A 26,732-nucleotide genomic window follows, 5' to 3' on the forward strand; every position below is an offset into this window, starting at 1 on the left:
CCATGCCGCTCGACGTCGTGACCGACCTCGCGCACGGCGGCCGCTGGACCTCGCTGCGGCACGACGGCCGCGAGTGGCTGTGGCGGCCCGAATGCCCCGAACGCGACCGCGTGGCACCGGGGGACGCGTTCGTGGACGCGGGGGGACTGGAGGAGTGCGTCCCCACCGTCCGCGGCACCCCCGACCACGGGGACGCCTGGTCCCGGCCCTGGAGCCGGGTCGTGAGCGGCGCGGGGGACGGTGGCGGGGAGACCGTCCGCTGCGACCGCTTCACCCTGACACGCACGCTGCGCGGTACGGCCGACGGCGTCGAGGCCGCCTATGTGCTGAGGGCCGACCCCGGCTTCCGTTTCCTCTGGGCCGCCCACGCACTGCTCGACCTCTCCGAGGAGGCCGTCCTGCGGGCCCGTCAGGGGGCGCCCACCCGGCTGTTCCCGGAGGCGGCGCCCCTGCTGGACGGTCCCTGGCCGGACGGTGCCCCCTGGGTGGCCGGTACCTGGCCCGCGCCTCTCGGGCTGCGGCTCGACCGGTTCGGGCCGGACGACGGTACGGCCGTCGGGGCCGTGGTGGACGGTGGCCGGTGCTGTGTGCACGACGGCGCGGACCGGCTCGCCCTGTCCGTCGAGGCGGAGGGGCAGCCGCTCTCCGTCGCCCTGTGGCGCAACCTCGGCGGCTTCCCCGCCGGCCGTCCCTGTCGCAGTGCGGGCGTCGAGCCGATGCTCGGCCGCGTCTTCGACCTCGCCGACGCGGGCCCGGACGACGCCGCCCGCGTCCCGGCCTCGGGCGAGGTCCGCTGGCTGCTGACCGTGACCGCCGACTGCCGCTGCCCCTGAGACCCAAGGAAGGAACCCGCTCGTGGATCTGCGAACCGCCCTCGCCGCCGGCCGACCCTCGGCGACGATCCGCTGGGCCGCCGGGTGCGCGCCGCGGTCGCCGCCGCCGGGGTCGACGTGACGCATGTCCGCACCGACCCGCACCGCCCCACGGGCCTCCTCCTCAAGGACCCGGGCCCCGCCGGAACCGGCGTCCACTACTACCGCACCGGCTCGGCGGCCTCGGCGCTCGGCCCCGACCTGCTCGACGGCGAACCCCTGGGCCCGGCCGCCCTCCTGCACCTCACCGGCATCACCCTCTCTCTCCGCGTCCTGCCGCGCCCTGGTGACCCGGGCCCTGGACCCGCCCGCCGCCGAACGGCCGTACGCCGTCAGCTTCGACGTCAACCACTGGGCGGCGCTATGGCCGGACGGCACCGCGCCGGCGGTGCTGCGTGCCCTCGCCGACCGCGCTGACATCGGTTTCGTGGGTCTCGACGAGGCCCAGGAGCTGTGGGGCCGCGACCTGACCGTCACCGGACTGCGGGATCTGCTGCCCGGTCCGCGGATCCTCGTCGTCAAGGACGGCGCCCGGGCCGCGATGCCGTGACCGCGGACGGCGCGTGCACGGTGCCCGCGCTGCGGACGGCCGTGGTGGAACCGGTCGGGGCCGGCGACGCGTTCGCGGCGGGCTTCCTGGCCGGGCTCCTGCGCGCGGAGACACCGACCCGTGCCCTCCGGCTCGGTCACCTCACCGCCGTCTCCGCGCTCAAGGTGACGGGGGATCACGGTCCGCTGCCCGGCAGGGCCGCCGTCGACCGGCTCCTCGCGCTCACGGACCGGGACTGGCAGCAGGCCCGGCCCCTTTCGGTCGACCGTGTGTTCGCTCCGTAGTCGCCGACGAAAAAACACGTGGACTGAGCGACCCCCGTCGCGGGACACTTCCCTTTCCTGACCTGCCGATTCCAGGCCGTCGCGGACCATGCGGCGGCCGACTCGGCATGCCGTACGACGACTACACAGGGTTGAGATGACATCCTCAGTCGATTTACCTGCGACCGGACCCCGGCAGGGCGCGGTCCTGCTCGCGCTGCGCTACTACGGACGGGAGCTGGCCCGGCTCAAGTGGCTCACGCTGCCCGGGATGCTGCTGCCGGCGCTCGGCAACATCGGAATCAACTACCTGGCCCCGCTGGTCGTGGCCAAGCTGGTCGGCCGGATCGCCGACGGCCACGGCCTGGGCGTCGGTGCCACGCTGCCCTACGTCCTCGGCTTCGCCGGTGTCCTGCTGCTGGCGGAGGCGCTCTGGCGGGTCGGTCTGCACTGCCTGAACCGGGTGGACGCCCTCGGCATCGAGCACTTGTACGTCATCGGCATGGACGAACTGTTCGCGAAGGACGCCGCGTTCTTCCACGACAACTTCGCGGGGTCCCTCACCAAGCGGGTGCTGAGCTTCGCCACCCGCTTCGAGGAGTTCGGCGACACGCTGACCTTCAACATCGTCGGCAGCTTCGTGCCGCTGGCGTTCGGCTCGGTGGTGCTGTGGCGCTACCAGCCGCTGCTCGTCGTCGCGCTGCTCGCGATGCTCGCGGTGACGGCGGTGTGCGTGTTCCCGCTGATCCGCCGCCGGCAGCGGCTGGTCGCCCAGCGCGAGGAGGCGATCGCCCGGGTGTCCGGGCATGTCGCCGACAGCCTGATGAACATGGACACGGTCCGGGCGTTCGCCGCCGAACAGCGGGAGGCGGCCGAACACCGGTCGCGGGTCGCCGAGTCGAGGCGGCGCACCCTGCGCTCCTGGGACTACGGCAACCTGCGCATCGACACGTTCGTCGCGCCGATGTCCGTGGCCACCAGCGCGCTGGGCCTGCTGCTCGCGGTGGCGCTGGCGGGCGGCGGCCACAGCGTGGAGGCGGTCGTGGTCGCCTTCACCTACTACACCAACGCGACCCGGATCATGTTCGAGTTCAACCAGATCTACCGGCGCATGGAGAGCTCCATGACGGAGGCGGCCCAGTTCACCGAACTGCTCCTCGAACCGCCGATCGTCACCGACCCCCCGGCCCCGGAGCCGCTCGCGCCCCGGGCCGCCGACGTCCGCTTCGAGAAGGTCTCCTTCACCCACGCGGGTGCCAAACCGCTGTTCGAAGGGCTTGAACTGGACGTGCCCAGCGGGTCCAAGTTCGGGTTCGTCGGCCGGTCGGGCGGCGGCAAGACCACGCTGACCCGGCTGCTGCTGCGGATGACCGACATCGAGGCGGGCCGAATCATGATCGGCGGACAGGACATCAGCCGGCTGCGCCAGGCCGACCTGCGCAGCCAGATCGCCTACGTCCCGCAGGACCCGGCGATGTTCCACCGCACCCTGCGGGAGAACATCGCCTTCGCCCGGCCGGACGCCACCGACGCCGAGATCCGGCTGGCCGCCGAGGCCGCGCACGTCACCGAGTTCGCGGACGCGCTGCCGGACGGGTTCGAGACGATGGTGGGGGAGCGCGGCGTCAAGCTCTCCGGCGGCCAGCGCCAGCGGGTCGCCCTGGCCCGGGCGATCCTCAGGGACGCCCCGATCCTGCTCCTGGACGAGGCGACCAGCGCGCTGGACTCCGAGAGCGAGATCCTCGTCCAGGAGGCGCTGTGGCGGCTCATGGAGGGCCGCACGGCGCTGGTGGTGGCGCACCGGCTCAGCACGGTCGCCTCCATGGACCGGCTCGTGGTCCTCGACCGCGGCCGGATCGTCGAGCAGGGCACGCACCACGAACTGCTCGGCGCCCAGGGTGCCTACGCCAAGCTGTGGCAGCACCAGTCGGGCGGCTTCCTCGACGAGGGGCCGGTGCGGGCCGAAGTGCACTAGGCGCTCCGCTGGAGGGGCCGGGGCGCGTTGTCGGTTGGCTGCGGCATAGTCGGGGCTGGTCGCGCCCACGCGGCGGAGCCGCACATTGACACAGCCCCGCGCCCCTTCTGGGGCGCTCCCACGCCCCAGAAGGACGCCCTCCGGACGCGGGCGGGTGGTAGACAGGTGATCATGACTGACCTGAACGCCCCCGCCCGCCCGGCGGGCCTGCGGTGACCGCCGGTATCGACACCCCCGACCGCCGGGGCCGCACCGGACTCGACCGTGCCGGCCTGGACCTGACCGGCAACCCGCGTGTGAAGGTCCGGGCGGTGAGACTCCTGTCCAGCCACTGGTACGTCGAGCGGGCCACCACCTTCGACTACCGGCACGCCGACGGCACCTGGCACACCGAGGAACGCGAGACGCACGACCGGGGCAACGGCGCCACCCTCCTCCTCTACGACGCCGACCGCGAAACCGTCCTGCTCACCCGCCAGTTCCGCTTCCCGGTGTACGTCAACGGCCACCCCGACGGGATGCTGATCGAGACCCCGGCCGGGCTGCTGGACGACGAGGCCGAGCACCCGGAGCACGCGGTCCGCCGGGAGGTCGTCGAGGAGACCGGCCACACCGTCGGCGAGGTCGAGCACGTCTTCGACGTCTACATGAGCCCGGGCTCGGTCACCGAACGGATCTCCTTCTACGCCGCTGCCTACGGTCCCTCGACCCGTACCCACGAGGGGGGCGGCCTGGACGAGGAGGGCGAGGACATCGAGATCCTCGAACTCCCCTTCCGGCGCGCCCTGGAGATGATCCGCACCGGCGAGATCGCCGACGCGAAGACGATCATGCTGCTGCAGTGGGCGGCCCTGACCGGACCGTTCGCACAACGCCCTTGACTTCAAGCGCACTTCAAGCCGGAGACTCGCCACCGTGCACCCGAACCCCCGGGTGCGCCAACGGAGGAGACGGCATGAAGTACCGCACCATCGGCACCGACCCGAGGACCCGCCGCGAGGTGAGCGTCCTCGCGCTCGGCGCGATGCTCTTCGGGTCCCGCACCGACGAGAAGACCTCCTTCGCCGTCCTCGACCGCTATGTCGAGGACGGCGGGAACTTCATCGACACGTCCGACAACTACGCCTTCTGGGAGGACGGCAGCCAGGGCGGCCAGAGCGAGGAGCTGCTCGGCCGCTGGCGGCGCAGCCGCGGCATCGGCGACGAGGTCGTCATCGCCACCAAGCTCGGCGCCCGCCCCCTCGCGCCCGGCACCAGCTACACCGACAACGCCGAGGGCCTGTCCGCGAAGGTGATCCGGGAGTCGGCCGAGCGCAGCCGCGAACGCCTCGGCGTCGACCGGCTGGACCTGCTGTACGCCCACATAGAGGACCCCGCCGTCCCGCTCCGCGAGACCGTCGAGGGGTTCGCCGCGCTCGTCGCGGAGGGCACCGTCGGCCTGCTCGGCGCCAGCAACCATGCCGTCTGGCGGCTGGAACGCGCCCGCGCCCTCGCCGCCGCGGCCGGCCTGCCCGGCTACGAGGTGCTCCAGTACCAGCACAGCTACCTGCGCCCGCGCACCGACATCCCGGAGGACCTGTTCCCGGACGGCAGCCTCGGCTCCGCCGACGCCCAGCTGCGCAGCTATCTCCGCGCCGGGTCGGACCTCACTCTGGTCGCCTACTCACCGCTGCTCAAGGGCGCCTACACGCAGCCCGGCAAGGCGCTGCCCGCCGACCACGACCACCCCGGCACCCCGGCCCGCCTCGCCGCGCTCGGCGAGGTGGCCCGGGAGATGGGGGCGACCCTGAACCAGGTGGTGCTGGCATGGCTGCTGGGCGGGCCGCTGCCGGTCGTCCCGCTGGCGGGAGTGTCGTCCGTGGCCCAGCTGGAGGAGAACCTCGCCGCCGTGGACCTGGAGCTGACCCCTGACCAGCGGGCCCGCCTGGACGCGGCTCACTGACCGCGCGGCTCCCGCACGACGGCGACCTCGCCCGGGGCCACGGTGACCGTGCCGTCGGCCGGCTTGCCGGACAGCAGCTCCACCGAGCCGGAGGCGACCGGTAGTTCGGCGCCCTTGCCGGTGTGGTCGATCACGAACACGTAGTCCGCGTCCGCGCCGCGCCGCACGGCGACCTCCACGCCCGCCGGGGCGGTGCGGCCCGCGGCCACGCCCGCCTCGGTGCGGATCCGGCCGAGCAGCTCCGCGAGGGTGTCCGCGTCGGGCAGGGTCGCCACGTACCAGGCGGTGCCCGCGCCGTAGCCGTGCCGGGTCACCGCCGGTACGCCGGCGAGCGTAGCGAGATGGGGGTACCCCCGGCCGGAGGCTGGGGGAGGTCCGTCGGCGTACGACGTCACCGCCTCCGCGCCCGCGAGCCGTACCCGCTCCGACCAGAGCGAGCCCGTGCCGCCCTCGCTCAGCGTCACCCGCTCGTCCGGCAACAGCGGGAACAGCTCGTCCGTGGACACGCCCAGCAGCTCCCGGAAGGCCCCCGGGTAACCGCCCAGCCGCACATGGCAGTTCTCGTCCACCGCGCCGCTGTGGAAACCGATGGCGAGAGTACCGCCGGCCTGGGCGAAGGCCGTCAGGTTCGCCGCGCCGGCGTCGTCCACCAGGTACAGGCTCGGGGCCAGCACCACCTTGTACGCCGACAGGTCCCCGTCCGGGCGGACGAAGTCCACCGCCACGCCGGCCCGCCACAGCGGCTCGTACCAGGCGCGGACGAGATCCAGGTAGCGCAGCTCCCCGCTCGGCTGCGAGGGCAGCTCCAGGGCCCAGCGGGCGTCCCAGTCCCAGACGACGGCCACCTCGGCCGTGCCGGTGCTGCCGCGCACCTCGGAAAGCGCCTGCAGATCGGCGCCCAGCCGGACGACGTCCCGCCAGATCTGGCTGTCGGTGCCGGCGTGCGGCAGCATCGCCGAGTGCCACTGCTCGGCACCCGCCTTCGCCGCCCGCCACTGGAAGTAGCAGATGCCGTCCGCGCCGTGCGCCACATGCGCGAGCGCGTTGCGGCGCAACTCACCGGCGGTCTTCGCCCGGTTGACGGGCTGCCAGTTGACCGCGCCCGTGGAGTGCTCCATCAGCAGCCACGGCCCGCCCGCCAGCGAGCGCATCACGTCGCCGCTCAGCGCGACGTCGATCTGCGACTCGGGGTCGGCGGACATCAGGTAGTGGTCGTTGGCCACCACGTCCAGCTCCGGTGCCCACCGCCAGTAGTCGAGGGCGTCGAAGTTGTGCATCACCATGAAGTTGGTGGTGGCGGGGATGGCGGGGGCCGCCTCCCGCAGGACGTCCCGCTCCGCCTTGTACAGCGACAGGAGTTCGTCCGAGCAGAACCGCCGCCAGTCCAGCTGGTGCGTCGGGTTGGGCACGGCACCGGTCGCCCGGGGCGGCAGGATCTCGTCCCAGTCGTAGTACCACTGGCTCCAGAAGGTGGTGCCCCAGGCGTGGTTGAGGGCGGCCAGGTCGTCGGCGTACCTGGCCCGCAGCCAGCGGCGGAAGGACTCCGCGCTGGTGTCGCAGTAGCACGCCGCGTTGTGGCAGCCGTACTCGTTGTGGACGTGCCACATCTGCACGGCCGGATGGCTCGCGTACCGGTCGGCGATCGCGCCCGCGATCCTGAGCGCGGCCTCGCGGTAGGCGGGGCTGCTCGGGCAGAACGTCTGGCGGCTGCCGTAGGAGAGGGCGCGGCCGTCGTGGTCCACCGGGAGCGCCTCGGGGTGGGCGCGGAAGAACCAGGCCGGCGGGGCGGCCGTCGGGGTGGCGAGGTCGGCGGCGATGCCGTTCTCGTGCAGCAGGTCGAGGATCCGGTCCATCCGCGAGAAGTCGTGGACCCCCTCGGACGGCTCCAGCAGCGCCCACGAGAAGATGCCGACGCTGACCATGTTCACGCCCGCCTCGCGCATCAGGCGGACGTCCTCGGCCCACACCTCCTCGGGCCACTGCTCAGGGTTGTAGTCGCCGCCGTAGGCGATGCCGGGGACGGAGAGGGTGCGGTCGTTCATCGGGTGACTCCGGTGGCTCCGGTGAGAAGGCGGCGGGTCGTCTCCACGCCCCACTGGTCGAGGGAGAGCAGCCGGTCGCTGGAGGCGACCAGACCGCCGACGGTCTCCACGTGCGCCGCCCAGCGGGCACGGGTCTCCACGGCGGGGCGGGCCATCAGGCAGTCCGGGTCGTTGACCCAGAGGCGGCCGTGCTGCCACTGACGCCCGGCGCCGGTGAACTCGGCCGGGGCCTGGCCCGGTTGGCTGAAGTCGTCGGCCTCGGGCCGGCGGTGCGGAGCCGTGTCCGGGCTGACCCGCATCGCGTCGAACAGGCCGAGGGAGGGCAGGATCGGCGCGCCGCAGCCCAGCAGGTAGGCGTCCGCGCCGATCGCCTCCCGGATCAGGGCGATGCCCAGCCGGTAGGCCGTGAGCGCGTCCGCGCCCGAGTGCCGTACGCCGTCCATGGCGCCCGCGTAGAGGAAGTCGACCTTGAAGTAGTCGTAGCCCTCGGCGCGCAGCGTCGCGAAGACGTCGGTGAGGTAGGCCGCGGCGGCCGGGTGGGTGGTGTCCAGGACGTACAGGTCGTGACCCCAGTTGCGGCCCGCGTGCAAGGGGTTGCCGTCGGGGTCACGGACCAGCCAGTCCGGGTACGTCTCGGCGAGCGCGCTCGCCGGGTCGACCAGGAACGGCGCCGTCCAGATGCCCGCCCGGCGGCCGCGGGCGCGGATGGCGTCCGCGATGCCGCGCCGGGAGCGGAACCGGCCGGAGAGGGTCAGCCAGTCGCCCAGCGCGCTCTGGTAGCCGTCGTCGATCTGCACCACGTCGATCGGCAGGTCGAGGGTGTCCATCGCCCGCAGGTTCTCGTGGATGTCGTCCTCGGTGACGGCCGTGAAGTACTCGTACCAGGAGCACCAGACGGTGGGCGCGGGGCGGGGCGCCGGCAGGGCCAGGGCGCTCGCCCAGTCGGCCAGCACGGACTGGATGTCCGTGCCGGTCCACTCCTTGACGGGGCCGTCGGCCCCGACCTCCGCGACCCCGCCCGCGACGGTCAGCCGGATCGAGGGCACCTCGTGCGGCGGGTCGGCCGCCGCCCAGAGCCGGACCGGGGAGCCGTCGCCGGGATCGAGCGCCAGCAGGCCCTCGCCCTGGAAGGCCCCGCCGGGCACGCCGCGGCCGGGGCGGTAACACACGGTCGCCCAGTTGTCGTTCGTCGGGCGGTACGGGACCGCGCCGAGGGCGTAGGAGCCACTGGGCGACCAGGACTGCCAGCCCTCCTCGTGGACACGGGCCGTGCGCGTGTCCACGGCCACGGAGGCGACCGGGGTGAACGGGTTGTGCACGAGGTTCTCTTTCGGAGGGGGCCGGATCAGCCCTTGGCGGAGCCCAGGGTCAGACCGCTGACGAACTGCTTCTGGAGCGCGAAGTACACGAGCAGTGTCGGGATGGCGGTGAGCAGGGAACCGGCGGCGACCAGGTTCGGGTCGGTGAAGTACTGACCGGAGAGGTTGTTCAGTGCCGAGGTGATCGGCATGTTCTCACCGGTCGAGATCAGCACCAGGGCCCAGAAGAAGTCGTTGTAGATCCAGATCGACAACAGGGTCGCCAGGGCCGCCATGGCCGGCTTGCACAGCGGCAGGGTGATCTGCCAGTACAGCCGCCACACCGAGGCGCCGTCCACCAGCGCGGCCTCGGTGAGCTCGTGCGGCAGCGAGCGCATGTAGTTGGACAGCACGAACGCGCAGAAGCCGGACTGGAACGCCACGTGGATCAGCACCAGGCCGAGCGCGGAGTCGTAGAGCTTGCCGCTCGCGGTGATGCCCGGCAGGTTCGTCAGCAGGTACATCCGGTACAGCGGGGTGATGATGACCTGCTGCGGCAGCAGGTTGCCCGCGGTGAAGACCAGCAGCAGGAACAGGTTGACCCGGAAGTCGAAGCGGCTGACGTAGAACGCGACCATCGACGACAGGAACAGCGTGAGCAGCACGGCCGGGACCGCGATGACCAGCGTGTTCATGAAGTAGTGGGTCATGTCCGACTGCGTGAACGCGTTCTTGAAGTTGTCGAAGTTCAGCGTGTGCGGCCAGGACAGGTAGCCCCGCGCGCTGGTCTCGCTGTACGGGCGCATGGCCGAGAAGACCGCCCACAGCAGCGGGGCGAGCCAGGCCAGGGCCGTGACGGCCAGGAACGTGTGCAGCAGGACGCGGGCCGGGCGGATCGGGTTGCGCTGTTTGGCCAGCGCGCTCACGGTGCTCATGCGCGCCGCTCCTTCCGGAAGGTCGCGATCAGATACGGAATGATCACGATCAGCGAGATGAAGAGCAGGACCACCGCGATCGCCGAACCGTAACCGATCCGGCTGGACTCACCGATGATGTTGTTGGTCACCAGGATCGAGAGCAGCTCGGTGCCCTGGGCGCCCTTGTTGAAGACGAAGACCAGGTCGAAGGCGCGCAGCGCCTCGATGATCGTGACGACCAGGACGACGGTGTTGGTCGGCCTGAGGGTCGGGAAGATGACGTTCTTGAACGTCTGCCACTCGTTGGCGCCGTCGAGGGCCGAGGCCTCCCGCAGCGACGGGTCGACGCTCTTCAGGCCGGCCAGGTACAGGATCATCATGTAGCCGGTGTGCCGCCAGGAGGCGGCGATGAGGACGGCCCACAGGTTGAGCTTGGGGTCACCGATCCAGTCGATGTAGTGGCCCGGCTTGTTGGCGCCGATGATGCTGTTGATCAGACCCGTGTCCGGGTTGTAGATGAGCTGCCAGACGAACCCGATGCAGGCCAGGGAGATCACGACCGGCAGGAAGAACGCCGTCTGGTAGACCCGGCTGAACCGGATCTTCTTGTCCAGCTGCACGGCCAGGAACAGGCCGAACGGGGTCGGGATCAGGATGAGCACCACGAACCAGATGACGTTGTGCTCGACCGCGGGCCAGAACTGCGGGTTGTCGGTGAAGAGCTGTTTGAAGTTGTCGAGCCCGACCCACTTGATGGAGTCGAAGCCGATGCCGTCCCAGCTGGTGAAGGCCAGGAGGATCGAGGCGATCGCGGTCACCCAGACGAGGACCACATGGAGGATCGTCGGCACGCCCGCCATGAAGGCGAGCGTGATCCGGTCACGGCGGGTCAGCAGGCGCTTGTGCCCCTGCGGGACCCGCTTGTTCTTGGACGCGCGCCCAGGAGGCGGCACGGCGGCCGCCTCCTGGGACTTCGTGGGGGTCTCAGTCGTCATTCAGGATGCTCACTCGGACGCGAAGATGGTCTTCTTCTGGCGCTCGATGGACGAGAGCAGGCTGTCGATTCCCTTGGGGTTCTGCAGGAACTTCTGCAGGCCGGGCTGCATCACGGTGGAGGTGAAGTCCGGGCGGGAGTCGCGGTCCATGAACTGGGTGAGGTTCTTGGCGCCGCTGATCATCGTGTACGCCTTCTTCTGCAGCGCGGTGTACGACGAGGTGTCGGCCTTGCTGGAGGCGGCCACCACGCTGGAGTCGGCCTTGAGGTAGATCTGCTCCGCCTCGGGGGTGCCCAGGTACTCCATGAGCTTGACGACGCCGTCGTGGTTCTTGGGCGACTTGCTGACCATGAAGCCGTCGGTGGGTGCCTCGACGGTGTCCTGCCCGTACGCCGAGTTGATCTCCGGGAAGGCGAAGAAGTCGAGGTCGTCCAGGTCGGCCTTGTTGGTGAACTGCTGGGCCACGAAGGAGCCGAGGACGTACATGCCGGCCTTCTTGGACACCAGGGTCTGGGCGGCGTCCTGCCAGGTGCGGCCCATGAAGCCGTCCTGGTGGTAGGGGAGGATCTCGGCCCAGTGGTCGAAGACCGCCTTGACCTTGGGGTCGGTCCACGCCTCCTTGCCGGCCATCAGGGACTTGTGGAAGTCGTAGCCGTTGAGGCGGAAGTTGATCTGGTCGAAGGTGCCCATCGCCGGCCAGGCGTCCTTGTCACCGAACGCGATCGGGACCAGGCCGTCCTTCTTCATCTTCTTGCACAGGGCGACGAAGGCCTCCCAGGTGGTGGGGACCTCGTAGCCCTTGGCCTGGAAGACGCTCTTGCGGTAGAAGATCGCCCACGGGTACGTGTACAGCGGGACGAAGTAGTACTTGCCGTCCTCGCCCTTGCTGAGCTGCTTCATCGCGTCGGGGAAGTTGTCCCCGATCTTCGCCCACACGTCGTCGATCGGCGAGGCCAGGTTCTTGGCCGCGAAGAACTGCATGCGGTACCCGGCGAACCAGGTGAACACGTCGTCCGGCGTGCCCTGCAGGTAGGAGTTGATCTGCTCCTGGAAGGTGTTGTGGTCCTTCGTGTTGACGTCGACCTTGATGCCGGACTGCTTGGTGAAGGCCGCGTAGATCTCCGCGAAGGCCTTCTTCGGCACCGCGTCGGACGAGTTGGAGCCGAGGCTGACGGTCTTCGGGTCGGAGGAGGAACCGCTGCCGCCGCAGGCGGACAGCAGGGGTATGCCGGCACCCGCGAGGAGGGCGGCCGAACCGGCACCGCGCAGAACGTTACGGCGGCTCGGACCCGGCACGTGAAGACCGGACGGGGAGATGCGCATGGCGGCTCCTGAGTAACAGGGTTCGGCAAGGGGAAGAGTTGATCTTCGAAAGGTCCCGAAACCGATCAGAAACCAACTCGGCCGAACATCGTGGGCGCAATAACAGCCGCTTGTCCGCTCATGCGTCAATAGCCTGCGTCTCTCTCGCGCGTCTCTTGCCCGAAACGTAATCGACATGGTCGCCTGCCGGTTTGTTGAACAAACCGGTACGACGGAGCCCCCAGCGGACAAACTCCGTGGGGGCTCGTGTGCGGGCGTGTTGGTTTCGGGAGGTGGGACCAGCGGTCAAACCCGCTGCCACCAGCCCCGCACGGCATGTCCTACGGGCGTACGAGCAGCTGGAAGTCGAACGCGTACCGGGAGGCCCGGTACACGTGGCTGCCGTACTCCACCGGCCGCCCGGTGTCGTCGTACGCCGTGCGCTGCATGGTGAGCAGGGCGGCGCCCTCCTCCTCGTCGAGCCGTCCGGCCTCCTCGGCGGTGGCGCTGCGGGCGCCCACCGTCTGCCGGGCGCTGTGCAGGGTGATGCCGGCCGTCCGCAGCATCCGGTACAGGCCGGTGGACTCCAGTCGCCCGGTGTCGAGTTCGAGCAGGGCGGCGGGCAGGTAGTTGCACAGGAAGGCCACCGGCTGGCCGTGCGTGCAGCGCAGCCGCTCCAGGACGACCACCTCCGCGCCCTCCGCGATCCCGAGCGCGGCGGCCACCTCGGCGGTCGCCGGGATCCGCTCGTTGCGCAGCACCCGGGTGGTCGGGCCCTGCCCGGCCGACTCCAGGTCGTCGTAGAGACTGCTCAGCTCCAGCGGCCGCTTGACCTGGCTGTGCACCACCTGGGTGCCCACGCCCCGGCGGCGCACAAGGAGGCCCTTGTCGACAAGCGACTGAATGGCCTGGCGGACCGTGGGCCGGGACAGTCCGAGCCGCACCGACAGGTCGATCTCGTTGCCCAGGAGGTTGCCCGGGGCGAGGGCACCGTGCTCTATGGCCTCCTCCAGCTGCTGGGCGAGCTGGTAGTAGAGCGGGACCGGACTGCCGCGGTCCAGGGCGAAGTCCAGGGCGTCGAGTGCCGAGACGGTCGTGGTGCGGGCGGAATCACCGGTACGGGCCACCGGGACACCTCCTTCCGGGGTTCGGGGGAATCACAGATGCCGGCGGCGGTCGGCGACCTGCCGGTCGTACTCCTCACGGGCCTGTACGGCGGCCTCGCGGGCGGCGGTCTCGGCGACCGGCACGTCCCACCAGGCCTCGGCCCCGGGCGCGGTGGGCGCCGGGTCCGTCTCCACGTACACACACGTCGGCCGGTCGCTCGCCCGGGCCGCGGTGAGCGCCTCCCGCAGCTCCCGCACGGTCTTGGCACGCAGCACCTCCATGCCGAGACTGGCCGCGTTGGCGGCGAGGTCCACCGGCAGCGGGGCGCCGCCGAAGGTGCCGTCGGCCGAGCGGAAGCGGTAGGCGGTGCCGAACCGCTCGCCGCCCACCGTCTCGGAGAGGCCGCCGATGGAGGCGTACCCGTGGTTCTGGATGAGCACCAGGTTGACCGGCAGACCCTCCTGGACGGCGGTGACGATCTCGGTCGGCATCATCAGATAGGTGCCGTCGCCGACCAGTGACCAGACCACCGTGTCCGGCGCCGCCTGCTGCACGCCGATGCCGGCCGGGATCTCGTAGCCCATGCAGGAGTAGCCGTACTCCAGGTGGTACTGGCGCGGCGAGCGGGCCCGCCACAGCTTGTGCAGGTCGCCCGGGAGCGAGCCGGCCGCGTTGATGACAACGTCGTCATCGCCGACGACCGCGTCAAGGGCGCCGAGCACCTGGGTCTGGGTGGGCACGGCGTCCTCGTCGTCGGCGCGGTAGGCCGCCTCGACGACGGCGTCCCAACGCTCCTTGCCCGCCCGGTACTCGTCCTCGTAGGCCGCGGCCACACGATGCCCGGCGAGTGCCTCCGAGAACGCCTCCAGAGCGGTCCGCGCGTCCGCCACGACCGTCCGCGCGGCCAGCTTGTGGGCGTCGAACCCGGTGATGTTCAGGTTCAGGAAGCGGACGTCCGGGTTCTGGAAGAGGGTGCCGGAGGCCGTGGTGAAGTCCGTGTACCGGGTGCCGACGCCGATGACCAGGTCGGCGGTGCGGGCCAGGTCGTCGGCGACGGCGGTCCCGGTGTGCCCGATCCCGCCCAGGTCGGCCGGGTGGTCGTGGCGCAGTGAGCCCTTGCCCGCCTGGGTCGAGGCGACGGGGATGCCTGTGGCCTCCACAAGGGCCCTCAGAGCGTCTTCCGCGCGACTGTGGTGGACTCCGCCACCCGCGACGATCAACGGCCGCTGAGCGGCCGTCACGGCGCGCACGGCGTCCGCCAGCTCCACCGGGTCGGGGGCCGGGCGCCGTACCCGCCAGACGCGCTCGGCGAAGAACTCCTCCGGCCAGTCGTACGCCTCCGCCTGGACGTCCTGGGGGAGGGCGAGGGTGACCGCGCCGGTCTCGGCCGGGTCGGCGAGCACCCGCATGGCGTTGAGCGCGGAGGGGATCAGCGCCTCGGGGCGGGTGATCCGGTCGAAGTAGCGGGAGACCGGGCGCAGGGTGTCGTTCACCGACACGTCGAACTCGGTCGGGTGCTCCAGCTGCTGCAGCAGCGGGTCGGGCGCGTGGCTCGCGAAGTAGTCGCCGGGGAGCAGCAGGACCGGCAGCCGGTTGACGGTGGCGAGGGCGGCGCCGGTCACCAGGTTGGTGGCGCCCGGACCGATGGACGTGGTGACCGCCTGCGCCGAGAGGCGGTCCAGCTGGCGCGCGTGGCCGACCGCCGCGTGCACCATCGCCTGCTCGTTGCGGCCCTGGTGGTACGGCATGACGTCGCCGTACTCAAGGAGCGCCTGGCCGATGCCCGCCACGTTGCCGTGGCCGAAGATGCCCCAGGTGCCGGCGATCAGCCGGTGCCGGACACCGTCGCGCTCGGTGTACTGGGCGGACAGGAACCGCACCAGCGCCTGGGCGACGGTCAGGCGGGTGGTCGGCTGGCTCATGGGGGACCTCATTCGGACGGGGTGGTGTCGGTGTGCAGAGGTGGGCGGGCGTCGATGGGCCGGACCAGGGGTACGCCCGGTGCGAGCGGGTAGATCGTCTTCGGGTGGGCGGATGCCCCTCAGGTGTAGATCGGGGCAGGTCGCCCTGTCAATGGTTTGTACTTACATTCGGACCTGAGCGTGAAATGATGTCTTAACAAAGTATTGACAGCGGGCCTCACAGGGACTTGTATCCCGTCCCAACGCAGCAGTGACCCGGGCCGCCTCCGTCGGCCCGGGCCCACGGATCCGCCGGATCACCAATCCCCGGTCGCACAGTGAGGTGCAGGATGGACCGCTCTTCCCACTCCCGTTCGCGCAGGCTGGCCCCCTTCGTGGCCGTCGCCGCGGCGGCAGCCCTGACCCTCGCCGGCTGCTCCAGCAGCTCCGGAGGAAAGAAGTCCGAAGACGGAGGCACGTCGGCCTCCGCGGGCAAGGCGAGCACCCCCCGTATGACGGTCGCGCTGGTCACCCACCAGTCGCCGGGCGACACCTTCTGGGACATCGTCCGCAAGGGTGCCCAGGCCGCCGCGGACAAGGACAACATCAAGCTCGTCTACTCCGCGGACCCGAACGCGGGCAACCAGGCCAACCTGGTGCAGAACGCGATCGACCAGAAGGTCGACGGGATCGCCGTCACCCTCGCCAAGCCGGACGCCATGAAGGACGTCATCGGCAAGGCCAACGCCGCGAAGATCCCGATCGTCGGCCTCAACTCCGGTCTGAGCGACTGGAAGAAGCTCGGTCTGCTGGAGTTCTTCGGCCAGGACGAGACGGTGGCGGGCGAGGCGCTCGGCAACCGGCTGAACTCCGAGGGCGCGAAGAAGGTCGTCTGTGTCATCCAGGAGCAGGGCAACGTCGGCCTCACCCAGCGCTGCGACGGAGTGAAGAAGACGTTCTCGGGGACCACGGAGACCCTGTACGTCGACGGCACGTCCCCGACCGCGGTCAAGTCGACGATCACCGCCAAGCTCACGCAGGACAAGGCCATCGACCACGTGGTCACACTCGGCGCCCCGATCGCGCTGATCGCCGTCCAGTCGGTGTCCGACGCGGGAAGCAAGGCGAAGGTCGCCACCTTCGACCTCAACAAGGACCTGACCACCGCCATCAGCAAGGGAACCATCGAGTTCGCCGTGGACCAGCAGCCCTACCTCCAGGGCTACCTGGCGATCGACTCGCTGTGGCTCTACAAGAACAACGGCAACTACATGGGCGGCGGTGAGCAGCCGGTCCTGACCGGCCCGGCTTTCGTCGACAAGTCCAACGTCGACAAGGTCGCCGAGTTCGCCGCGAAGGGCACCCGGTGATCGACATGAGTCAGCAGGCACAGCCGGCGGTGGCGACACCGCCGGCCTCCGGCCCGAAGGAGAAGGACGGGCGGACCGCACAGCGCCCCCTGGCGCTGCGGATCCTGGCCCGTCCGGACGTCGGCGTCTTCCTCGGCGCGGTCGCGGTCTACGTCTTCTTCCTGGTCGCGGCACCGCCGGTGCGCGAGGCCAGCTCGATGGCGAACATCCTCTACCAGTCGTCGACCATCGGGATCATGGCCCTGCCGGTCGCGCTGCTGATGATCGGCGGCGAGTTCGACCTCTCCGCCGGTGTCGCGGTCGTCAGCTCGGCACTCACCGCGGCCATGCTCAGCTACCAGCTGACCCTCAACGTGTGGGCGGGCGTGATCGTCGCGCTCATCGTGTCGCTGGCCATCGGCTTCCTCAACGGCTGGCTGGTCGTCAAGACCGGACTGCCCAGCTTCCTCATCACTCTGGGCAGCTTCCTGATCCTCCAGGGTGTGAACCTCGCCGTGACCAAACTGGTCACCGGCAACGTCGCCACCGACGACATCAGCAACATGGACGGCTTCAACCAGGTCAAGGCCGTCTTCGCCTCCTCCTTCGACATCGGCGGCGTCCAGGTGAAGATCACCATCTTCTGGTGGCTGTTCTTCGCCGCCATCGCCACCTGGGTGCTGCTGCGCACCAGGTACGGCAACTGGATCTTCGCGGTCGGCGGCAACAAGGACAGCGCCCGCGCGGTCGGCGTCCCGGTGAACTTCACCAAGATCTCGCTGTTCATGCTGGTCGGCTTCGGCGCCTGGTTCGTCGGCATGCACCAGCTGTTCTCCTTCAACACCGTGCAGTCCGGCGAGGGCGTCGGCCAGGAGCTGATCTACATCTCCGCGGCGGTCATCGGCGGCTGCCTCCTGACCGGTGGCGCCGGTTCGGCGATCGGCCCGGTCTTCGGTGCCTTCATGTTCGGCATGGTGCAGCAGGGCATCGTGTACGCGGGCTGGAACCCCGACTGGTTCAAGGCCTTCCTGGGCGTCATGCTCCTGGGCGCCGTGATGATCAACCTGTGGGTCCAGCGGACCGCGACCAGGAGGTGACCCGATGACTGACAACGGAACCGGAACCCACGGCGCCGTCCTCCAGGACGACGCGCCCACCGACGGCGCCCCGATCGTCGAACTGCGCGGCACGGGCAAGTCGTACGGCAACATCCGTGCCCTGCACGGGGTCGACCTCAAGGTCTTCCCCAACCGCGTGACCTGCGTGCTCGGCGACAACGGCGCCGGCAAGTCCACCCTCATCAAAATCATCTCGGGGCTGCACCAGCACACCGAGGGCGACTTCCTCGTGGACGGCACCCCGGTACGCTTCTCCACCCCGCGCGAGGCCCTGGACAAGGGCATCGCCACCGTCTACCAGGACCTCGCCACCGTCCCGCTGATGCCGGTGTGGCGGAACTTCTTCCTCGGCTCCGAGATGACCAAGGGCCCCTGGCCCGTGCGCCGTCTCGACATCGCGAGGATGAAGGAGACCGCCGACCGCGAACTGCGCAACATGGGCATCATCCTGGACGACCTGGACCAGCCCATCGGCACCCTCTCCGGCGGACAGCGCCAGTGCGTGGCCATCGCCCGCGCCGTCTACTTCGGCGCCCGCGTGCTCATCCTGGACGAGCCGACGGCCGCCCTCGGCGTGAAGCAGTCCGGTGTGGTCCTGAAGTACATCGCCGCCGCCCGCGAACGCGGCCTCGGCGTCATCTTCATCACCCACAACCCCCACCACGCCTACATGGTCGGCGACCACTTCAGCGTCCTGCGCCTCGGCACCCTCGAACTCTCCGCCGAACGCAGCGACATCACCCTGGAGGAACTCACCAACCACATGGCCGGCGGAGCCGAACTCGCGGCCCTCAAGCACGAGCTCTCCCAGGTCCGCGGCGTCGACACCGAGGAACTCCCCGAAGAGGAGGACCTCACCGCACCCGTCGCGGCGGGCCCGGAAGGGAAGTCCTGACACCCATGGCCACCGCCCTCGACCGCATCCGGGTCGGCTCGGCCCCCGACTCCTGGGGCGTCTGGTTTCCGGACGACCCCGGGCAGGTCCCCTGGGAACGCTTCCTCGACGAGGTCGCCGAGGCCGGTTACTCCTGGATCGAACTCGGCCCCTACGGCTACCTCCCCACCGACCCGGCCCGCCTCACCGACGAGATCGCCAAGCGGGACCTGAAGGTCTCGGCGGGCACGGTCTTCACGGGCCTGCACCGCGGCCCGGCCGTCTGGGAGTCGACCTGGGAGCACGTCAGCCAGGTCGCCGCGCTCACCCAGGCGATGGGCGCGGAGCACCTGGTGGTCATCCCCTCCTTCTGGCGGGACGACAAGACCGCCGAGATCCTGGAGCCGCCGGAGCTGACCGGCGAGCAGTGGGCCCACCTCACCAAAGGCATGGAACGGCTCGGCCACGAGGTGAAGGAGGCGTACGGCCTGGACATCGTCGTCCACCCGCACGCCGACACCCACATCGACACCGAGGAGCACGTCGAGCACTTCCTCGACTCGACCGACACGGACCTGGTCAACCTCTGCCTGGACACCGGTCACTACGCCTACTGCGGCGGCGACAGCGTCAAGCTGATCGAGACCTACGGCGAGCGGATCGGCTACCTCCACCTCAAGCAGGTGGACCCGGCGATCCTGGCCGACGTCCAGGCCAAGGGCACCCCGTTCGGGCCGGCCGTGGCCCGGGGCGTGATGTGCGAACCGCCGGCGGGCGTACCGGAGCTGGCGCCGGTACTGGCGGCGGCGCAGCGGCTGGGTGTCGAGCTGTTCGCGATCGTCGAGCAGGACATGTACCCCTGCGAGCCGGACAAGCCGCTGCCCATCGCGGTGCGCACCCGGAAGTTCCTGCGGTCCTGCGGCGCCTGACAGCCGCTTCCCGGGGAGCGCGCGGAGAGATCCGCGCGCTCCCGCGCGCCCCGGCGGGTTCGGGAACACCCGCCGGGGCGCGCGCGTTTGTGAGGTGACGGGTGCCATCCGCTGGACGGGGAGGACGAGCATGAGCCACGAGGAGACCGCCGCCGAGGCCGTGACACGCAAGGAGCGCTTCGGCGCGCTGCCCGAGCGGATACGCCCCGAGGAGATGGTGCAGACCACGCCGGCGGTGCCGCACGACCCGGACCGGGACGCCTACGACCCGGACGAGTTCGCGGTGCGATACGGCCTCTGAGCCGCCGCCGGGACGCGGACCGCGCCGCGGGCGAGCAGGCCCTCGACGGGGTCCGGCACCGGCTGCCGGCCCGGCAGCCGGTGCCGCCTTCTCGGTGATCTCCCTCAGCGCGGGATCCCGGAACCGGGCCGCGAGGCGTACGGCGAAGTCCGGCAGCCGGCGGCAGGAGACACCGTGGGCGGACTGCGGACTGCGGACTGCGGACTGTCGGCCGCGGGCCCTCCGACGGGCATGACGACGGGGCGGGCCGGGGACCGCGTGCTCGGCCCCTGTGACCCGCCCCGCCGTCGTGCGCGGCGTCAGGCTCCGCGCACCTCTGCGATCGTCACCGGACGGTGCTCGTGCAGAGACAGGGTGCAGGCATCGGCGATCCAGCCGGCCTCCAGGGCATCCTCGATCGTGCAGGGGGAGGGGCGGGTACCGGCCACGACCTCGGTGAACGCGGTGAGCTCGGCGCGGTAGGCCGCCGTGAACCGGTCCATGAAGAAGTCGTGCGGGGTGCCCGCCGGGAAGGTCACGCCGGGCTCGACCGAGCGCAGCGGAAGCTTGTCCTCCAGGCCGACGGCGATGGAGTCCGCGAAGCCGTGCAGCTCCATCCGGACGTCATAACCCCGGGCGTTGTGCCGGGAGTTGGAGACCACCGCGATGGTGCCGTCGTCCAGGGTGAGGATCGCGCCGGTGGCGTCGGCGTCGCCCGCCTCCCGGATGTAGTCGGCGCCCCGGTTGCCGCCGACCGCGTACACCTCGGTGACCTCGCGGCCGGTCACCCAGCGGATGATGTCGAAGTCGTGCACGGAACAGTCCCGGAAGATCCCGCCGGACGCGGCGATGTACGCGGCCGGCGGCGGGGCCGGGTCCAGGGTGGTGGACCGCACCGTGTGCAGCTTGCCCAGTTCGCCCGACCGGACGGCGGCCCGGGCGGCGACGAAGCCCGCGTCGAAGCGGCGGTTGTAGCCGATCTGGATCGGTACGCCGCTGCCCTGGACGGCCTTGAGGACCTCGACGCCCTCGGCCATCGTCCTGGCGACCGGCTTCTCGCAGAAGACCGGGACACCGGCCTCGACACCGGCCAGGATCAGCGCCGGGTGGGCGTCGGTGGCGGCGGCGACGACGATGCCGTCCACGCCGGCGGCCAGCAGCGCCTCGGGCGAGTCCACGACCTCGGCACCGAACTTCTCGGCGGCGGCCTTGGCCGCGTCCGCGAACGGGTCGGTGAAGACGAGCGACTCGACGGCGTCGAGCCCGGAGAGAGTCTCGGCGTGAAAGGCGCCGATGCGGCCGAGGCCGAGGATTCCGATACGCATTGAGTGTTGCTCCTTGATGTTGATATGTACGGTGCCACTGGGCGCCCCCCGGGGCAGCCGAGCCACGACCTGTCGGCGTCAGCTCTCTCGCCGTGCCGCGGCCGCCCGCAACGCGTCCCGCAGGACTCGCGGCACCCACCCCTCACGCAGCGCCCGCCGCAGGAGGTCCGCCTGCGAGGGCGGCGCCATGCCGCCGACCGGCGGATCGCTGTCGAGGTTGGTGGGGAACGGGTAACCCTCGGCGCTCGCGGCGATGACGTGCTCCAGCCACGCCTCGCCCGCCCCCTCCGACCGGCGCCGGCGCAGCACCGGGTAGACCGCGTTGGCCACCGCCTCCCGGTCCACGGTCTCCATGGCCCGTCCGAACGCCGACGACACCTGGAGCAGGTTGGCCATCCGGCGCACGTCGAGGGTCCGGTTGGTGCCGGCCGCGTGGAACACCGCCGGGTTGAAGAACACCGCGTCACCCTTGGCGAGGGGCAGCTGCACATGGCGGGCCTTGAAGTACTCCTGGAACTCCGGCCGCCGCCATGCCAGATACCCGGGTTCGTAGGTCTGCGAGTAGGGCAGGTACATCGTCGGCCCCGACTCCACCGGCATGTCGCAGTGCGCGACCGCGCCCTGGAGGGTGAGCACGGGGGAGAGCCGGTGCACATGGGCCGGGTAGGCCTCGGCCTGCTCGTCGGAGAGGAACCCGAGGTGGTAGTCGCGGTGCGCGGTCTGCGCCGCGCCGCCCGGGTTGACCACGTTGACCTGCGCGGTCATCTGGTATCCGGGGCCCAGCCAGGCCCGCGAGACCAGGGCCACGATGTCGTTGGCGTAGTAGTCGGCGAACACCTCCGGGTCGTACAGGGCCGCCTTCTCCAGGGCGTTCCACACCCGCTCGTTGGTTCCGGGCGCCGCGAAGTGGTCGCCGGCCCCCGCGCCGGACTCGTGCTGCTCCGAGATGAGCGCCTCGAACACCGCGGTGGCCCGGTCGACCACCCGCGGGTCGGGGAACGCGCCCTTGAAGACGACGACCCCGGGACCGTCGGTCAGGGCCCGGACGAGTTCGGTCCGTACGTCGTGGGCCGCGTCGGCGGTGCGCAGCCGCTCACTGTCGTAGACGAGGACGTTGTCCTCGACGGCCGAGGCGTACCGGTAGCCGGCCGGGTCCGTGGTCCGCTCGACCAGGGCACGGAAGACGTCGAGGTCGCAGTCCTGCTGCGAGAGCCAGGCACGGCCCTGTTCGGCGGCGAGGGACATCGATGTCCTGCTTTCGGTCACGGCCGCGGTCACGGCCACGGCGGGGCTCTGCCATTCTTGTCAGCACAAACCCCTCGAACAACCAGCAGCGCCCCATCAAAAACCCCTCAAGGAGGCAGCTCGTGGGCCACCCCTTCCCCATCCGTGAGATCGCCCGTCAGGCAGGGCTCAGCGAGGCCACCGTGGACCGGGTGCTGAACGGCAGGGGCGGCGTCCGGGAGAGCACCGCCCGCGAGGTGGAGCGCGCCATCGCCGATCTGGACCGGCAGCGCACCCAGGTGCGGCTGGTGGGCCGTACCTTCATGGTCGACATCGTGATGCAGGCGCCCGAACGGTTCACCACGGCGGTGCGCGGCGCGCTGGAGGCCGAGCTGCCGGCACTGCACCCGGCGGTGGTGCGGTCCCGGTTCCACTTCCGGGAGACCGGGCCGGTGGAGGAGCTGGTACGAACCCTGGACCGGATAGCCCGCCGCGGCTCGCAGGGCGTGATCCTGAAGGCGCCGGACGTCCCCGAGGTCACCGCCGCCGTCGGGCGCCTCAGAACGGCGGACATCCCGGTCGTCACCCTCGTCACCGACCTGCCCGCCAGTGGCCGGCTGGCCTACGTCGGCAGCGACAACCGGGCCGCCGGCGCCACCGCCGCCTACCTGATGGGCCAGTGGCTCGGCGACCGGCCCGGCAATGTCCTCACGAGCCTCAGCAGCGGTTTCTTCCGCAACGAGGAGGAGCGTGAGATGGGCTTCCGCAGCGCCATGCGGGCCAGACACCCCGACCGCGTCCTGGTCGAGATCGCCGAGGGGCAGGGACTGGACGCCACCCAGTACGACCTGGTCCGCGCCGCCCTGGAGCGCGACCCGGAGATCCGCGCCGTCTACTCGATCGGCGGCGGCAACATCGCGACCCTGCGCGCCTTCGCCGACCTCGGCCGGGAGTGCGCCGTGTTCGTCGCCCACGACCTCGACCACGACAACACCCGGCTGCTGCGTGAGCACCGCCTGTCCGCCGTCCTCCACCACGATCTGCGCCAGGACATGCGCGAGGCCTGCCACCTGGTGATGCGGGCCCAGGGCGCGCTGCCCCCGGCGGGCCCGACACTGCCGTCGGCGATCCAGGTGGTCACCCCCTACAACATGCCCGCGCCCACGAACCGCTGAGCGTGCCCACGCCTCGCCGGGCCCTCACAGACTGATCGCGTACGCCTTGCGCAGCGTCTCGTGCACCGTCCAGGTGGTGCGGTCGCCCGCGCGCAGTACGGCCATGTCCCCGGGGCCCACGGTGAACGTCGGCCCGCCCTCGACCTCGACCGTCGCCGAGCCGCTGACCACCACGAACAGTTCGTCCGCCTCGGTGTCGGTGACCACGCCCGGGGTGATCTGCCAGATCCCGCGGATCTGCCTGCCGTCCGCCGACTCCCAGACCACCTTCCCGGTGACCTCGGGCGTGCCGGAGACGATCTGCGCCGGATCGAGCGGGTCGGGTTCGAGCTCGGCGCCGGGGATGTGCAGGGCGAAGCTGTGCGTCGTCATACGGCGACCCTAGCGAGCCGGCCGGTCGCCCCGCCGTGGACAGGGTGTGGGGCATCCGGCCTGGTGGGAGGACACTTCGTCGGGCCGGGCCCGGTGGCGGCCGGGACCGGCCCGGGTGATCGTGGAGGACATGGCTGACTCCACGACGGCCGGGACGCAGCCGCGCGCGCACGACACCCGCGAGGCCGTTCTGTTCGGCGGCGTCTACGGCGCCGTGCTGGCCTGCTCGATGGTGGCCGCGCTCACCCAGTACGGCCACACCTCCGAGGCCAGCCGCCGTTACGACGCCCTCTGGCTCCTGGTCACCGCCTGTGCCTCCGCCCTGGCGCACGGCTACGCCCACTACATCGCCGAGCGGGCCCCGCACCGGCGCTGGGACGCGCTGCACGCCCTGGCCGACGAGTGGCCGCTGGTCACGGCCGTCCTGCCCACGGTCTTCCTGCTCGCGGGCGCCGGCTGGGGCTGGTGGCCGCCCAAGGGCGTCGAGTATCCGGCCTTCATCCTGAACATCGTGATCCTGTTCGGCCTCGGCCTCGTCACCGCCCGCTGGTCGGCCCGGAGTTGGCCGGCCGCCGCGCTGATCGGCATGGTGGACGCGATGCTCGGGGTGATCGTGGTCGTGGCCAACGCGCTCATCAAGTAGCCGCGGCGGACCATCGGTTTACGATCACCCAAGGGCAAGGGCACTGTTCCTCCGCGCAAGGAGCCGGCATGACCACCGAAGACGCAGTCACCGCAGAGGCCGTCGACAGCCTCCGGGGCACCGGCGCGCACATCTTCGTCGCCGGCGGCGCCCACCTGGACTCCGACGCGGTGTTCGCGGTCAAGGAGAGCCTGGTCAAGGACTTCACCCCGACCGACGACCCGGCCCTGGCCGGCGAGTACGGCGTGCCGAACCCGTTCCGGCACGCCCGCTTCGACCTGGTCCTGGAGCGCTCGTGAACCCCTTGGACTTCGTGTACGAGACCAGGCCCGCCCGGGTGGTCTTCCGGCCCGGCGCCGCGCTCACCGCGCCCGCCGGGGAAGCCAGGCACCTCGGGCTGCGGCGGCTGCTGGTGATCAGCGGCGAGCGGGGCGCGGACACCGCGCGGGCGGTCGCCGACTCGCTCGGCCCGGCCTGCGCGGGCCTGCACACCGGGGCCCGGATGCACGTCCCCGCGGAGGTCGCCGACCGGGGCGTCGAGGCGGCCCGGGCCGCGGGCGCCGACGGCTGCGTGGCCGTCGGCGGCGGCTCGGCCATCGGCCTCGGCAAGGCCGTCGCCCTGCGCACCGGCCTCCCGCTGATCGCCGTGCCCTCGACCTATGCCGGCTCCGAGATGACCCCGGTCTGGGGCCTGACCGAGCACGGCGTCAAACGCACCGGCCGCGACCCCGTCGTCCTGCCGCGCAGCGTCGTCTACGACCCCGAGGTCACCCTCTCGCTGCCCGTACCGCTCTCGGTGACCAGCGGGATCAACGCCCTCGCCCACGCCGTCGAGGCGCTGTACGCCCCCGACGGCTCGCCGCTGGTCGCGCTGATGGCCGAGGAAGGCGTGCGGGCGCTGGCGGGTGCCCTGACGGAGATCGTCGTCGCCCCGGACGCCGTACCGGCCCGCTCCCGCGCCCTGTACGGCGCCTGGCTGTGCGGGGCCTGCCTCGGCGCCACCACCATGGGCCTGCACCACAAGCTGTGCCATGTCCTCGGCGGCACCTTCGGCCTCCCGCACGCCGAGACCCACACGGTGGTCCTGCCGTACGCCCTCGCCTTCAACGCGCCGGCTGCCCCGGAGGCGGCCGCCGCCGTGGCCCGGGCGCTCGGCGCGGCCGACGCCCCGACCGCCCTCCAGGAACTGGCGGCCCACCTCGGCGCACCCCGCTCCCTCGCCGAACTCGGCCTGAAGGAAGCAGACCTGGCCACTGCCGCCGCCCAGGTCGCCGGCCAGCCGTACGCCAACCCCCGACCGGTCACGACCGACGACGCACTGACCGTCCTGCGAGCGGCCTACGAGGGCACCCCGGCCCGGACGTGACGGCAGGGGCCGCCGCCGGTTGCCTGCTCGGCATCGCCCTCGGCGGCACCGCTTCGGCGCTGTGTCGATTCGCGGAGGCCAGGGAGATCGCCGAGGAGACCCGTGATCAGGTCCTCGACAGTGATCTGAACACGGACATCGCATCCGTGTCGCAGGCGTAGCCGACCCGGCAACCCGTCGCCGCGCCGGGCGGCGGCGGTCATGTCGCCGCGGGCTTGCGGGCGAGGATCTGGATCCCTGTCGACGTGTGCCCGTTCATGGTGGGCACCGGGATGGTCCGGGTGCCGACGGTTTCGAACCTGCTGAGCAGGGTGGAGAGCCGCTCGCGGGAGTGATGGCGGCAGACGGCGCCGTCGCCGGTTTCGAAGACGCCGTAGCCGGCGTAGCGGCCGGCGCAGCTTTCGTAGCGGCTGCGGTTGCGTTCGTCGTGCTGCAGCAGGAGGTCGCTGACGTAGAGGACTCCGCCGGGCCTGAGGACACGGTACAGCTCGCCGATCAGGCGGTGCTGGGCGTCGTCGCCGGGGACGCAGGTCAGCACGGCGAAGAGCAGGACCGCGGTGAAGCCGGCGTCGGGGCAGGGCAGGGCCGGTGGCGCGTCCAGGACCGCACAGCGCATGGTGGGGTGCAGACGGCGGGCCCGTGCGATCATTCCCGGCGAGGTGTCGACGCCCGTGAGGTTGTCGAAACCGGACCGTCGGAGGTCCGCCATGGTGCGGCCGTAACCGCACCCGTAGTCGAGGATCGCGGCGTGCCTGCCGATCCCGTCGAGCCAGGGCAGATGCAGTGGATGGGTGAACGTCTTGGTCGCCGCGGCGGCATCCCAGTAGGGAACCTGGCTGTCGAGGTCGGACATGGCGGACGCCTCCCGGGGGGCTTGGCCGGAGATGGTCATGCTGCCACCGGGCGCGTCGCG

Annotated in this window: 24 protein-coding genes and 2 pseudogenes; 15 read left to right on the top strand and 11 right to left on the bottom strand. The window is 71.2% G+C overall.

Annotation, left to right across the window (positions count from 1 at the left end; genetic code table 11):
* Nucleotides 1-2 precede the first annotated feature (2 nt).
* The 5 genes and pseudogenes from OHB00_RS44270 (at nucleotide 3) to OHB00_RS44290 (ending at nucleotide 5,602) form a co-directional block, all read left to right on the top strand.
* Nucleotides 3-833: a hypothetical protein gene (locus OHB00_RS44270; RefSeq protein ID WP_406443680.1), complete on the top strand. Its 831-nt coding sequence runs from the start codon at nucleotides 3-5 to the stop codon at nucleotides 831-833.
* 57 nt (nucleotides 834-890) lie between these two features.
* A pseudogene (locus tag OHB00_RS44275) lies at nucleotides 891-1,706 on the top strand (sugar kinase); the annotation flags it as partial.
* A 136-nt stretch (nucleotides 1,707-1,842) separates the two neighbouring features.
* On the top strand, nucleotides 1,843-3,660 hold the full coding sequence (locus tag OHB00_RS44280; RefSeq protein ID WP_406443682.1) for an ABC transporter ATP-binding protein: 1,818 nt from the start codon (nucleotides 1,843-1,845) through the stop codon (nucleotides 3,658-3,660).
* Between the two features lie 212 nt (nucleotides 3,661-3,872).
* Complete coding sequence (locus OHB00_RS44285; RefSeq protein ID WP_406443684.1) at nucleotides 3,873-4,541, top strand: NUDIX domain-containing protein; 669 nt, start codon at nucleotides 3,873-3,875, stop codon at nucleotides 4,539-4,541.
* Nucleotides 4,542-4,615: 74 nt separating this feature from the next.
* Entirely contained in the window at nucleotides 4,616-5,602 is a 987-nt protein-coding gene (locus OHB00_RS44290) for an aldo/keto reductase (RefSeq protein ID WP_406443686.1), read from the top strand.
* Here the strand turns inward: OHB00_RS44290 and OHB00_RS44295 are convergent.
* From OHB00_RS44295 to iolD, 7 genes are all read right to left on the bottom strand, one after another.
* On the bottom strand, nucleotides 5,596-7,644 hold the full coding sequence (locus tag OHB00_RS44295; protein ID WP_406443687.1) for a beta-galactosidase: 2,049 nt from the start codon (nucleotides 7,642-7,644) through the stop codon (nucleotides 5,596-5,598). The genes OHB00_RS44290 and OHB00_RS44295 overlap by 7 nt on opposite strands.
* Nucleotides 7,641-8,963 carry a glycoside hydrolase family 36 protein gene (locus OHB00_RS44300; RefSeq protein WP_406443689.1) on the bottom strand — a complete coding sequence of 441 codons (1,323 nt, stop codon included), beginning with the start codon at nucleotides 8,961-8,963 and terminating at the stop codon, nucleotides 7,641-7,643. The genes OHB00_RS44295 and OHB00_RS44300 overlap by 4 nt, the downstream gene beginning before the upstream one ends.
* Nucleotides 8,964-8,989: 26 nt before the next feature.
* On the bottom strand, nucleotides 8,990-9,877 hold the full coding sequence (locus tag OHB00_RS44305; RefSeq protein ID WP_406443691.1) for a carbohydrate ABC transporter permease: 888 nt from the start codon (nucleotides 9,875-9,877) through the stop codon (nucleotides 8,990-8,992).
* Complete coding sequence (locus OHB00_RS44310) at nucleotides 9,874-10,854, bottom strand: carbohydrate ABC transporter permease (protein ID WP_406443693.1); 981 nt, start codon at nucleotides 10,852-10,854, stop codon at nucleotides 9,874-9,876. The genes OHB00_RS44305 and OHB00_RS44310 overlap by 4 nt, the downstream gene beginning before the upstream one ends.
* A 9-nt stretch (nucleotides 10,855-10,863) precedes the next feature.
* Nucleotides 10,864-12,177, bottom strand: coding sequence for an ABC transporter substrate-binding protein (locus OHB00_RS44315; RefSeq protein ID WP_406443695.1), 1,314 nt, complete (start codon nucleotides 12,175-12,177; stop codon nucleotides 10,864-10,866).
* Between the two features lie 320 nt (nucleotides 12,178-12,497).
* On the bottom strand, nucleotides 12,498-13,283 hold the full coding sequence (locus tag OHB00_RS44320) for a GntR family transcriptional regulator (protein WP_406443696.1): 786 nt from the start codon (nucleotides 13,281-13,283) through the stop codon (nucleotides 12,498-12,500).
* Nucleotides 13,284-13,313: 30 nt separating this feature from the next.
* The gene (iolD, locus tag OHB00_RS44325; protein WP_406443698.1) at nucleotides 13,314-15,185 is read right to left on the bottom strand and encodes a 3D-(3,5/4)-trihydroxycyclohexane-1,2-dione acylhydrolase (decyclizing); all 1,872 of its coding nucleotides are present in this window, start codon (nucleotides 15,183-15,185) and stop codon (nucleotides 13,314-13,316) included.
* Nucleotides 15,186-15,514: 329 nt separating this feature from the next.
* On the opposite strand from iolD, the gene OHB00_RS44330 reads away from it, so the two are divergent.
* The 5 genes from OHB00_RS44330 (at nucleotide 15,515) to OHB00_RS44350 (ending at nucleotide 19,735) form a co-directional block, all read left to right on the top strand.
* The gene (locus OHB00_RS44330) at nucleotides 15,515-16,534 is read left to right on the top strand and encodes a sugar ABC transporter substrate-binding protein (protein WP_406443700.1); all 1,020 of its coding nucleotides are present in this window, start codon (nucleotides 15,515-15,517) and stop codon (nucleotides 16,532-16,534) included.
* A gap of 5 nt (nucleotides 16,535-16,539) precedes the next feature.
* Nucleotides 16,540-17,610, top strand: a complete 1,071-nt coding sequence (locus OHB00_RS44335; protein WP_406443702.1) for an ABC transporter permease — start codon at nucleotides 16,540-16,542, stop codon at nucleotides 17,608-17,610.
* Between the two features lie 4 nt (nucleotides 17,611-17,614).
* The gene (locus tag OHB00_RS44340) at nucleotides 17,615-18,526 is read left to right on the top strand and encodes an ATP-binding cassette domain-containing protein (RefSeq protein WP_406443704.1); all 912 of its coding nucleotides are present in this window, start codon (nucleotides 17,615-17,617) and stop codon (nucleotides 18,524-18,526) included.
* Nucleotides 18,527-18,531: 5 nt separating this feature from the next.
* The gene (locus OHB00_RS44345) at nucleotides 18,532-19,434 is read left to right on the top strand and encodes a sugar phosphate isomerase/epimerase family protein (RefSeq protein WP_406443706.1); all 903 of its coding nucleotides are present in this window, start codon (nucleotides 18,532-18,534) and stop codon (nucleotides 19,432-19,434) included.
* 130 nt (nucleotides 19,435-19,564) lie between these two features.
* Nucleotides 19,565-19,735, top strand: coding sequence for a hypothetical protein (locus tag OHB00_RS44350; RefSeq protein WP_406443708.1), 171 nt, complete (start codon nucleotides 19,565-19,567; stop codon nucleotides 19,733-19,735).
* A 299-nt stretch (nucleotides 19,736-20,034) separates the two neighbouring features.
* Here OHB00_RS44350 and OHB00_RS44355 read toward each other — a convergent pair whose 3' ends face one another.
* Both OHB00_RS44355 and OHB00_RS44360 read right to left on the bottom strand, forming a co-directional pair.
* A complete protein-coding gene (locus OHB00_RS44355) occupies nucleotides 20,035-21,039 on the bottom strand; it encodes a Gfo/Idh/MocA family oxidoreductase (protein ID WP_406443710.1) in 1,005 nt (334 codons plus the stop codon).
* A gap of 78 nt (nucleotides 21,040-21,117) precedes the next feature.
* Entirely contained in the window at nucleotides 21,118-22,284 is a 1,167-nt protein-coding gene (locus tag OHB00_RS44360; RefSeq protein ID WP_406446270.1) for a phytanoyl-CoA dioxygenase family protein, read from the bottom strand.
* A gap of 122 nt (nucleotides 22,285-22,406) precedes the next feature.
* Here OHB00_RS44360 and OHB00_RS44365 point away from each other — a divergent pair, with 122 nt between their 5' ends.
* Nucleotides 22,407-23,438, top strand: coding sequence for a LacI family DNA-binding transcriptional regulator (locus tag OHB00_RS44365; protein ID WP_406443712.1), 1,032 nt, complete (start codon nucleotides 22,407-22,409; stop codon nucleotides 23,436-23,438).
* A gap of 24 nt (nucleotides 23,439-23,462) precedes the next feature.
* Here OHB00_RS44365 and OHB00_RS44370 read toward each other — a convergent pair whose 3' ends face one another.
* Nucleotides 23,463-23,810 carry a cupin domain-containing protein gene (locus OHB00_RS44370; RefSeq protein WP_406443713.1) on the bottom strand — a complete coding sequence of 116 codons (348 nt, stop codon included), beginning with the start codon at nucleotides 23,808-23,810 and terminating at the stop codon, nucleotides 23,463-23,465.
* 130 nt (nucleotides 23,811-23,940) lie between these two features.
* Here OHB00_RS44370 and OHB00_RS44375 point away from each other — a divergent pair, with 130 nt between their 5' ends.
* From OHB00_RS44375 to OHB00_RS44390, 4 genes and pseudogenes are all read left to right on the top strand, one after another.
* A complete protein-coding gene (locus OHB00_RS44375; protein ID WP_406443715.1) occupies nucleotides 23,941-24,453 on the top strand; it encodes a hypothetical protein in 513 nt (170 codons plus the stop codon).
* Nucleotides 24,454-24,581: 128 nt separating this feature from the next.
* A pseudogene (locus OHB00_RS44380) lies at nucleotides 24,582-24,752 on the top strand (6-chlorohydroxyquinol-1,2-dioxygenase); the annotation flags it as partial.
* Between the two features lie 5 nt (nucleotides 24,753-24,757).
* Nucleotides 24,758-25,819, top strand: a complete 1,062-nt coding sequence (locus tag OHB00_RS44385; RefSeq protein ID WP_406446272.1) for a maleylacetate reductase — start codon at nucleotides 24,758-24,760, stop codon at nucleotides 25,817-25,819.
* Nucleotides 25,816-25,980 (top strand): hypothetical protein, encoded by a 165-nt coding sequence (locus OHB00_RS44390; RefSeq protein ID WP_406443717.1) that lies wholly within the window; start codon nucleotides 25,816-25,818, stop codon nucleotides 25,978-25,980. The genes OHB00_RS44385 and OHB00_RS44390 overlap by 4 nt, the downstream gene beginning before the upstream one ends.
* 38 nt (nucleotides 25,981-26,018) lie before the next feature.
* On the opposite strand, the gene OHB00_RS44395 is transcribed toward OHB00_RS44390, so the two are convergent.
* Nucleotides 26,019-26,711 (bottom strand): class I SAM-dependent methyltransferase, encoded by a 693-nt coding sequence (locus tag OHB00_RS44395; RefSeq protein WP_406443718.1) that lies wholly within the window; start codon nucleotides 26,709-26,711, stop codon nucleotides 26,019-26,021.
* Between the last annotated feature and the right edge of the window lie 21 nt (nucleotides 26,712-26,732).

The sequence above is a fragment of the Streptomyces sp. NBC_00631 genome (assembly GCF_045206895.1).
GTDB lineage: Bacteria > Actinomycetota > Actinomycetes > Streptomycetales > Streptomycetaceae > Streptomyces.

Excerpts from the sequence above, each read along its gene's own strand:
- OHB00_RS44315 (WP_406443695.1), bottom strand. The coding sequence starts at position 12,177 with ATGCGCATCTCCCCGTCCGGTCTTCACGTGCCGGGTCCGAGCCGCCGT.
- OHB00_RS44330 (WP_406443700.1), top strand. The coding sequence starts at position 15,515 with ATGGACCGCTCTTCCCACTCCCGTTCGCGCAGGCTGGCCCCCTTCGTG.
- OHB00_RS44335 (WP_406443702.1), top strand. The coding sequence starts at position 16,540 with ATGAGTCAGCAGGCACAGCCGGCGGTGGCGACACCGCCGGCCTCCGGC.
- OHB00_RS44270 (WP_406443680.1), top strand. The coding sequence starts at position 3 with ATGCCGCTCGACGTCGTGACCGACCTCGCGCACGGCGGCCGCTGGACC.
- OHB00_RS44295 (WP_406443687.1), bottom strand. The coding sequence starts at position 7,644 with ATGAACGACCGCACCCTCTCCGTCCCCGGCATCGCCTACGGCGGCGAC.
- OHB00_RS44345 (WP_406443706.1), top strand. The coding sequence starts at position 18,532 with ATGGCCACCGCCCTCGACCGCATCCGGGTCGGCTCGGCCCCCGACTCC.
- OHB00_RS44340 (WP_406443704.1), top strand. The coding sequence starts at position 17,615 with ATGACTGACAACGGAACCGGAACCCACGGCGCCGTCCTCCAGGACGAC.
- OHB00_RS44310 (WP_406443693.1), bottom strand. The coding sequence starts at position 10,854 with ATGACGACTGAGACCCCCACGAAGTCCCAGGAGGCGGCCGCCGTGCCG.
- OHB00_RS44305 (WP_406443691.1), bottom strand. The coding sequence starts at position 9,877 with ATGAGCACCGTGAGCGCGCTGGCCAAACAGCGCAACCCGATCCGCCCG.
- OHB00_RS44395 (WP_406443718.1), bottom strand. The coding sequence starts at position 26,711 with ATGACCATCTCCGGCCAAGCCCCCCGGGAGGCGTCCGCCATGTCCGAC.
- OHB00_RS44370 (WP_406443713.1), bottom strand. The coding sequence starts at position 23,810 with ATGACGACGCACAGCTTCGCCCTGCACATCCCCGGCGCCGAGCTCGAA.
- iolD (WP_406443698.1), bottom strand. The coding sequence starts at position 15,185 with ATGAGCCAGCCGACCACCCGCCTGACCGTCGCCCAGGCGCTGGTGCGG.
- OHB00_RS44280 (WP_406443682.1), top strand. The coding sequence starts at position 1,843 with ATGACATCCTCAGTCGATTTACCTGCGACCGGACCCCGGCAGGGCGCG.
- OHB00_RS44355 (WP_406443710.1), bottom strand. The coding sequence starts at position 21,039 with ATGCGTATCGGAATCCTCGGCCTCGGCCGCATCGGCGCCTTTCACGCC.
- OHB00_RS44290 (WP_406443686.1), top strand. The coding sequence starts at position 4,616 with ATGAAGTACCGCACCATCGGCACCGACCCGAGGACCCGCCGCGAGGTG.
- OHB00_RS44375 (WP_406443715.1), top strand. The coding sequence starts at position 23,941 with ATGGCTGACTCCACGACGGCCGGGACGCAGCCGCGCGCGCACGACACC.
- OHB00_RS44350 (WP_406443708.1), top strand. The coding sequence starts at position 19,565 with ATGAGCCACGAGGAGACCGCCGCCGAGGCCGTGACACGCAAGGAGCGC.
- OHB00_RS44360 (WP_406446270.1), bottom strand. The coding sequence starts at position 22,284 with ATGTCCCTCGCCGCCGAACAGGGCCGTGCCTGGCTCTCGCAGCAGGAC.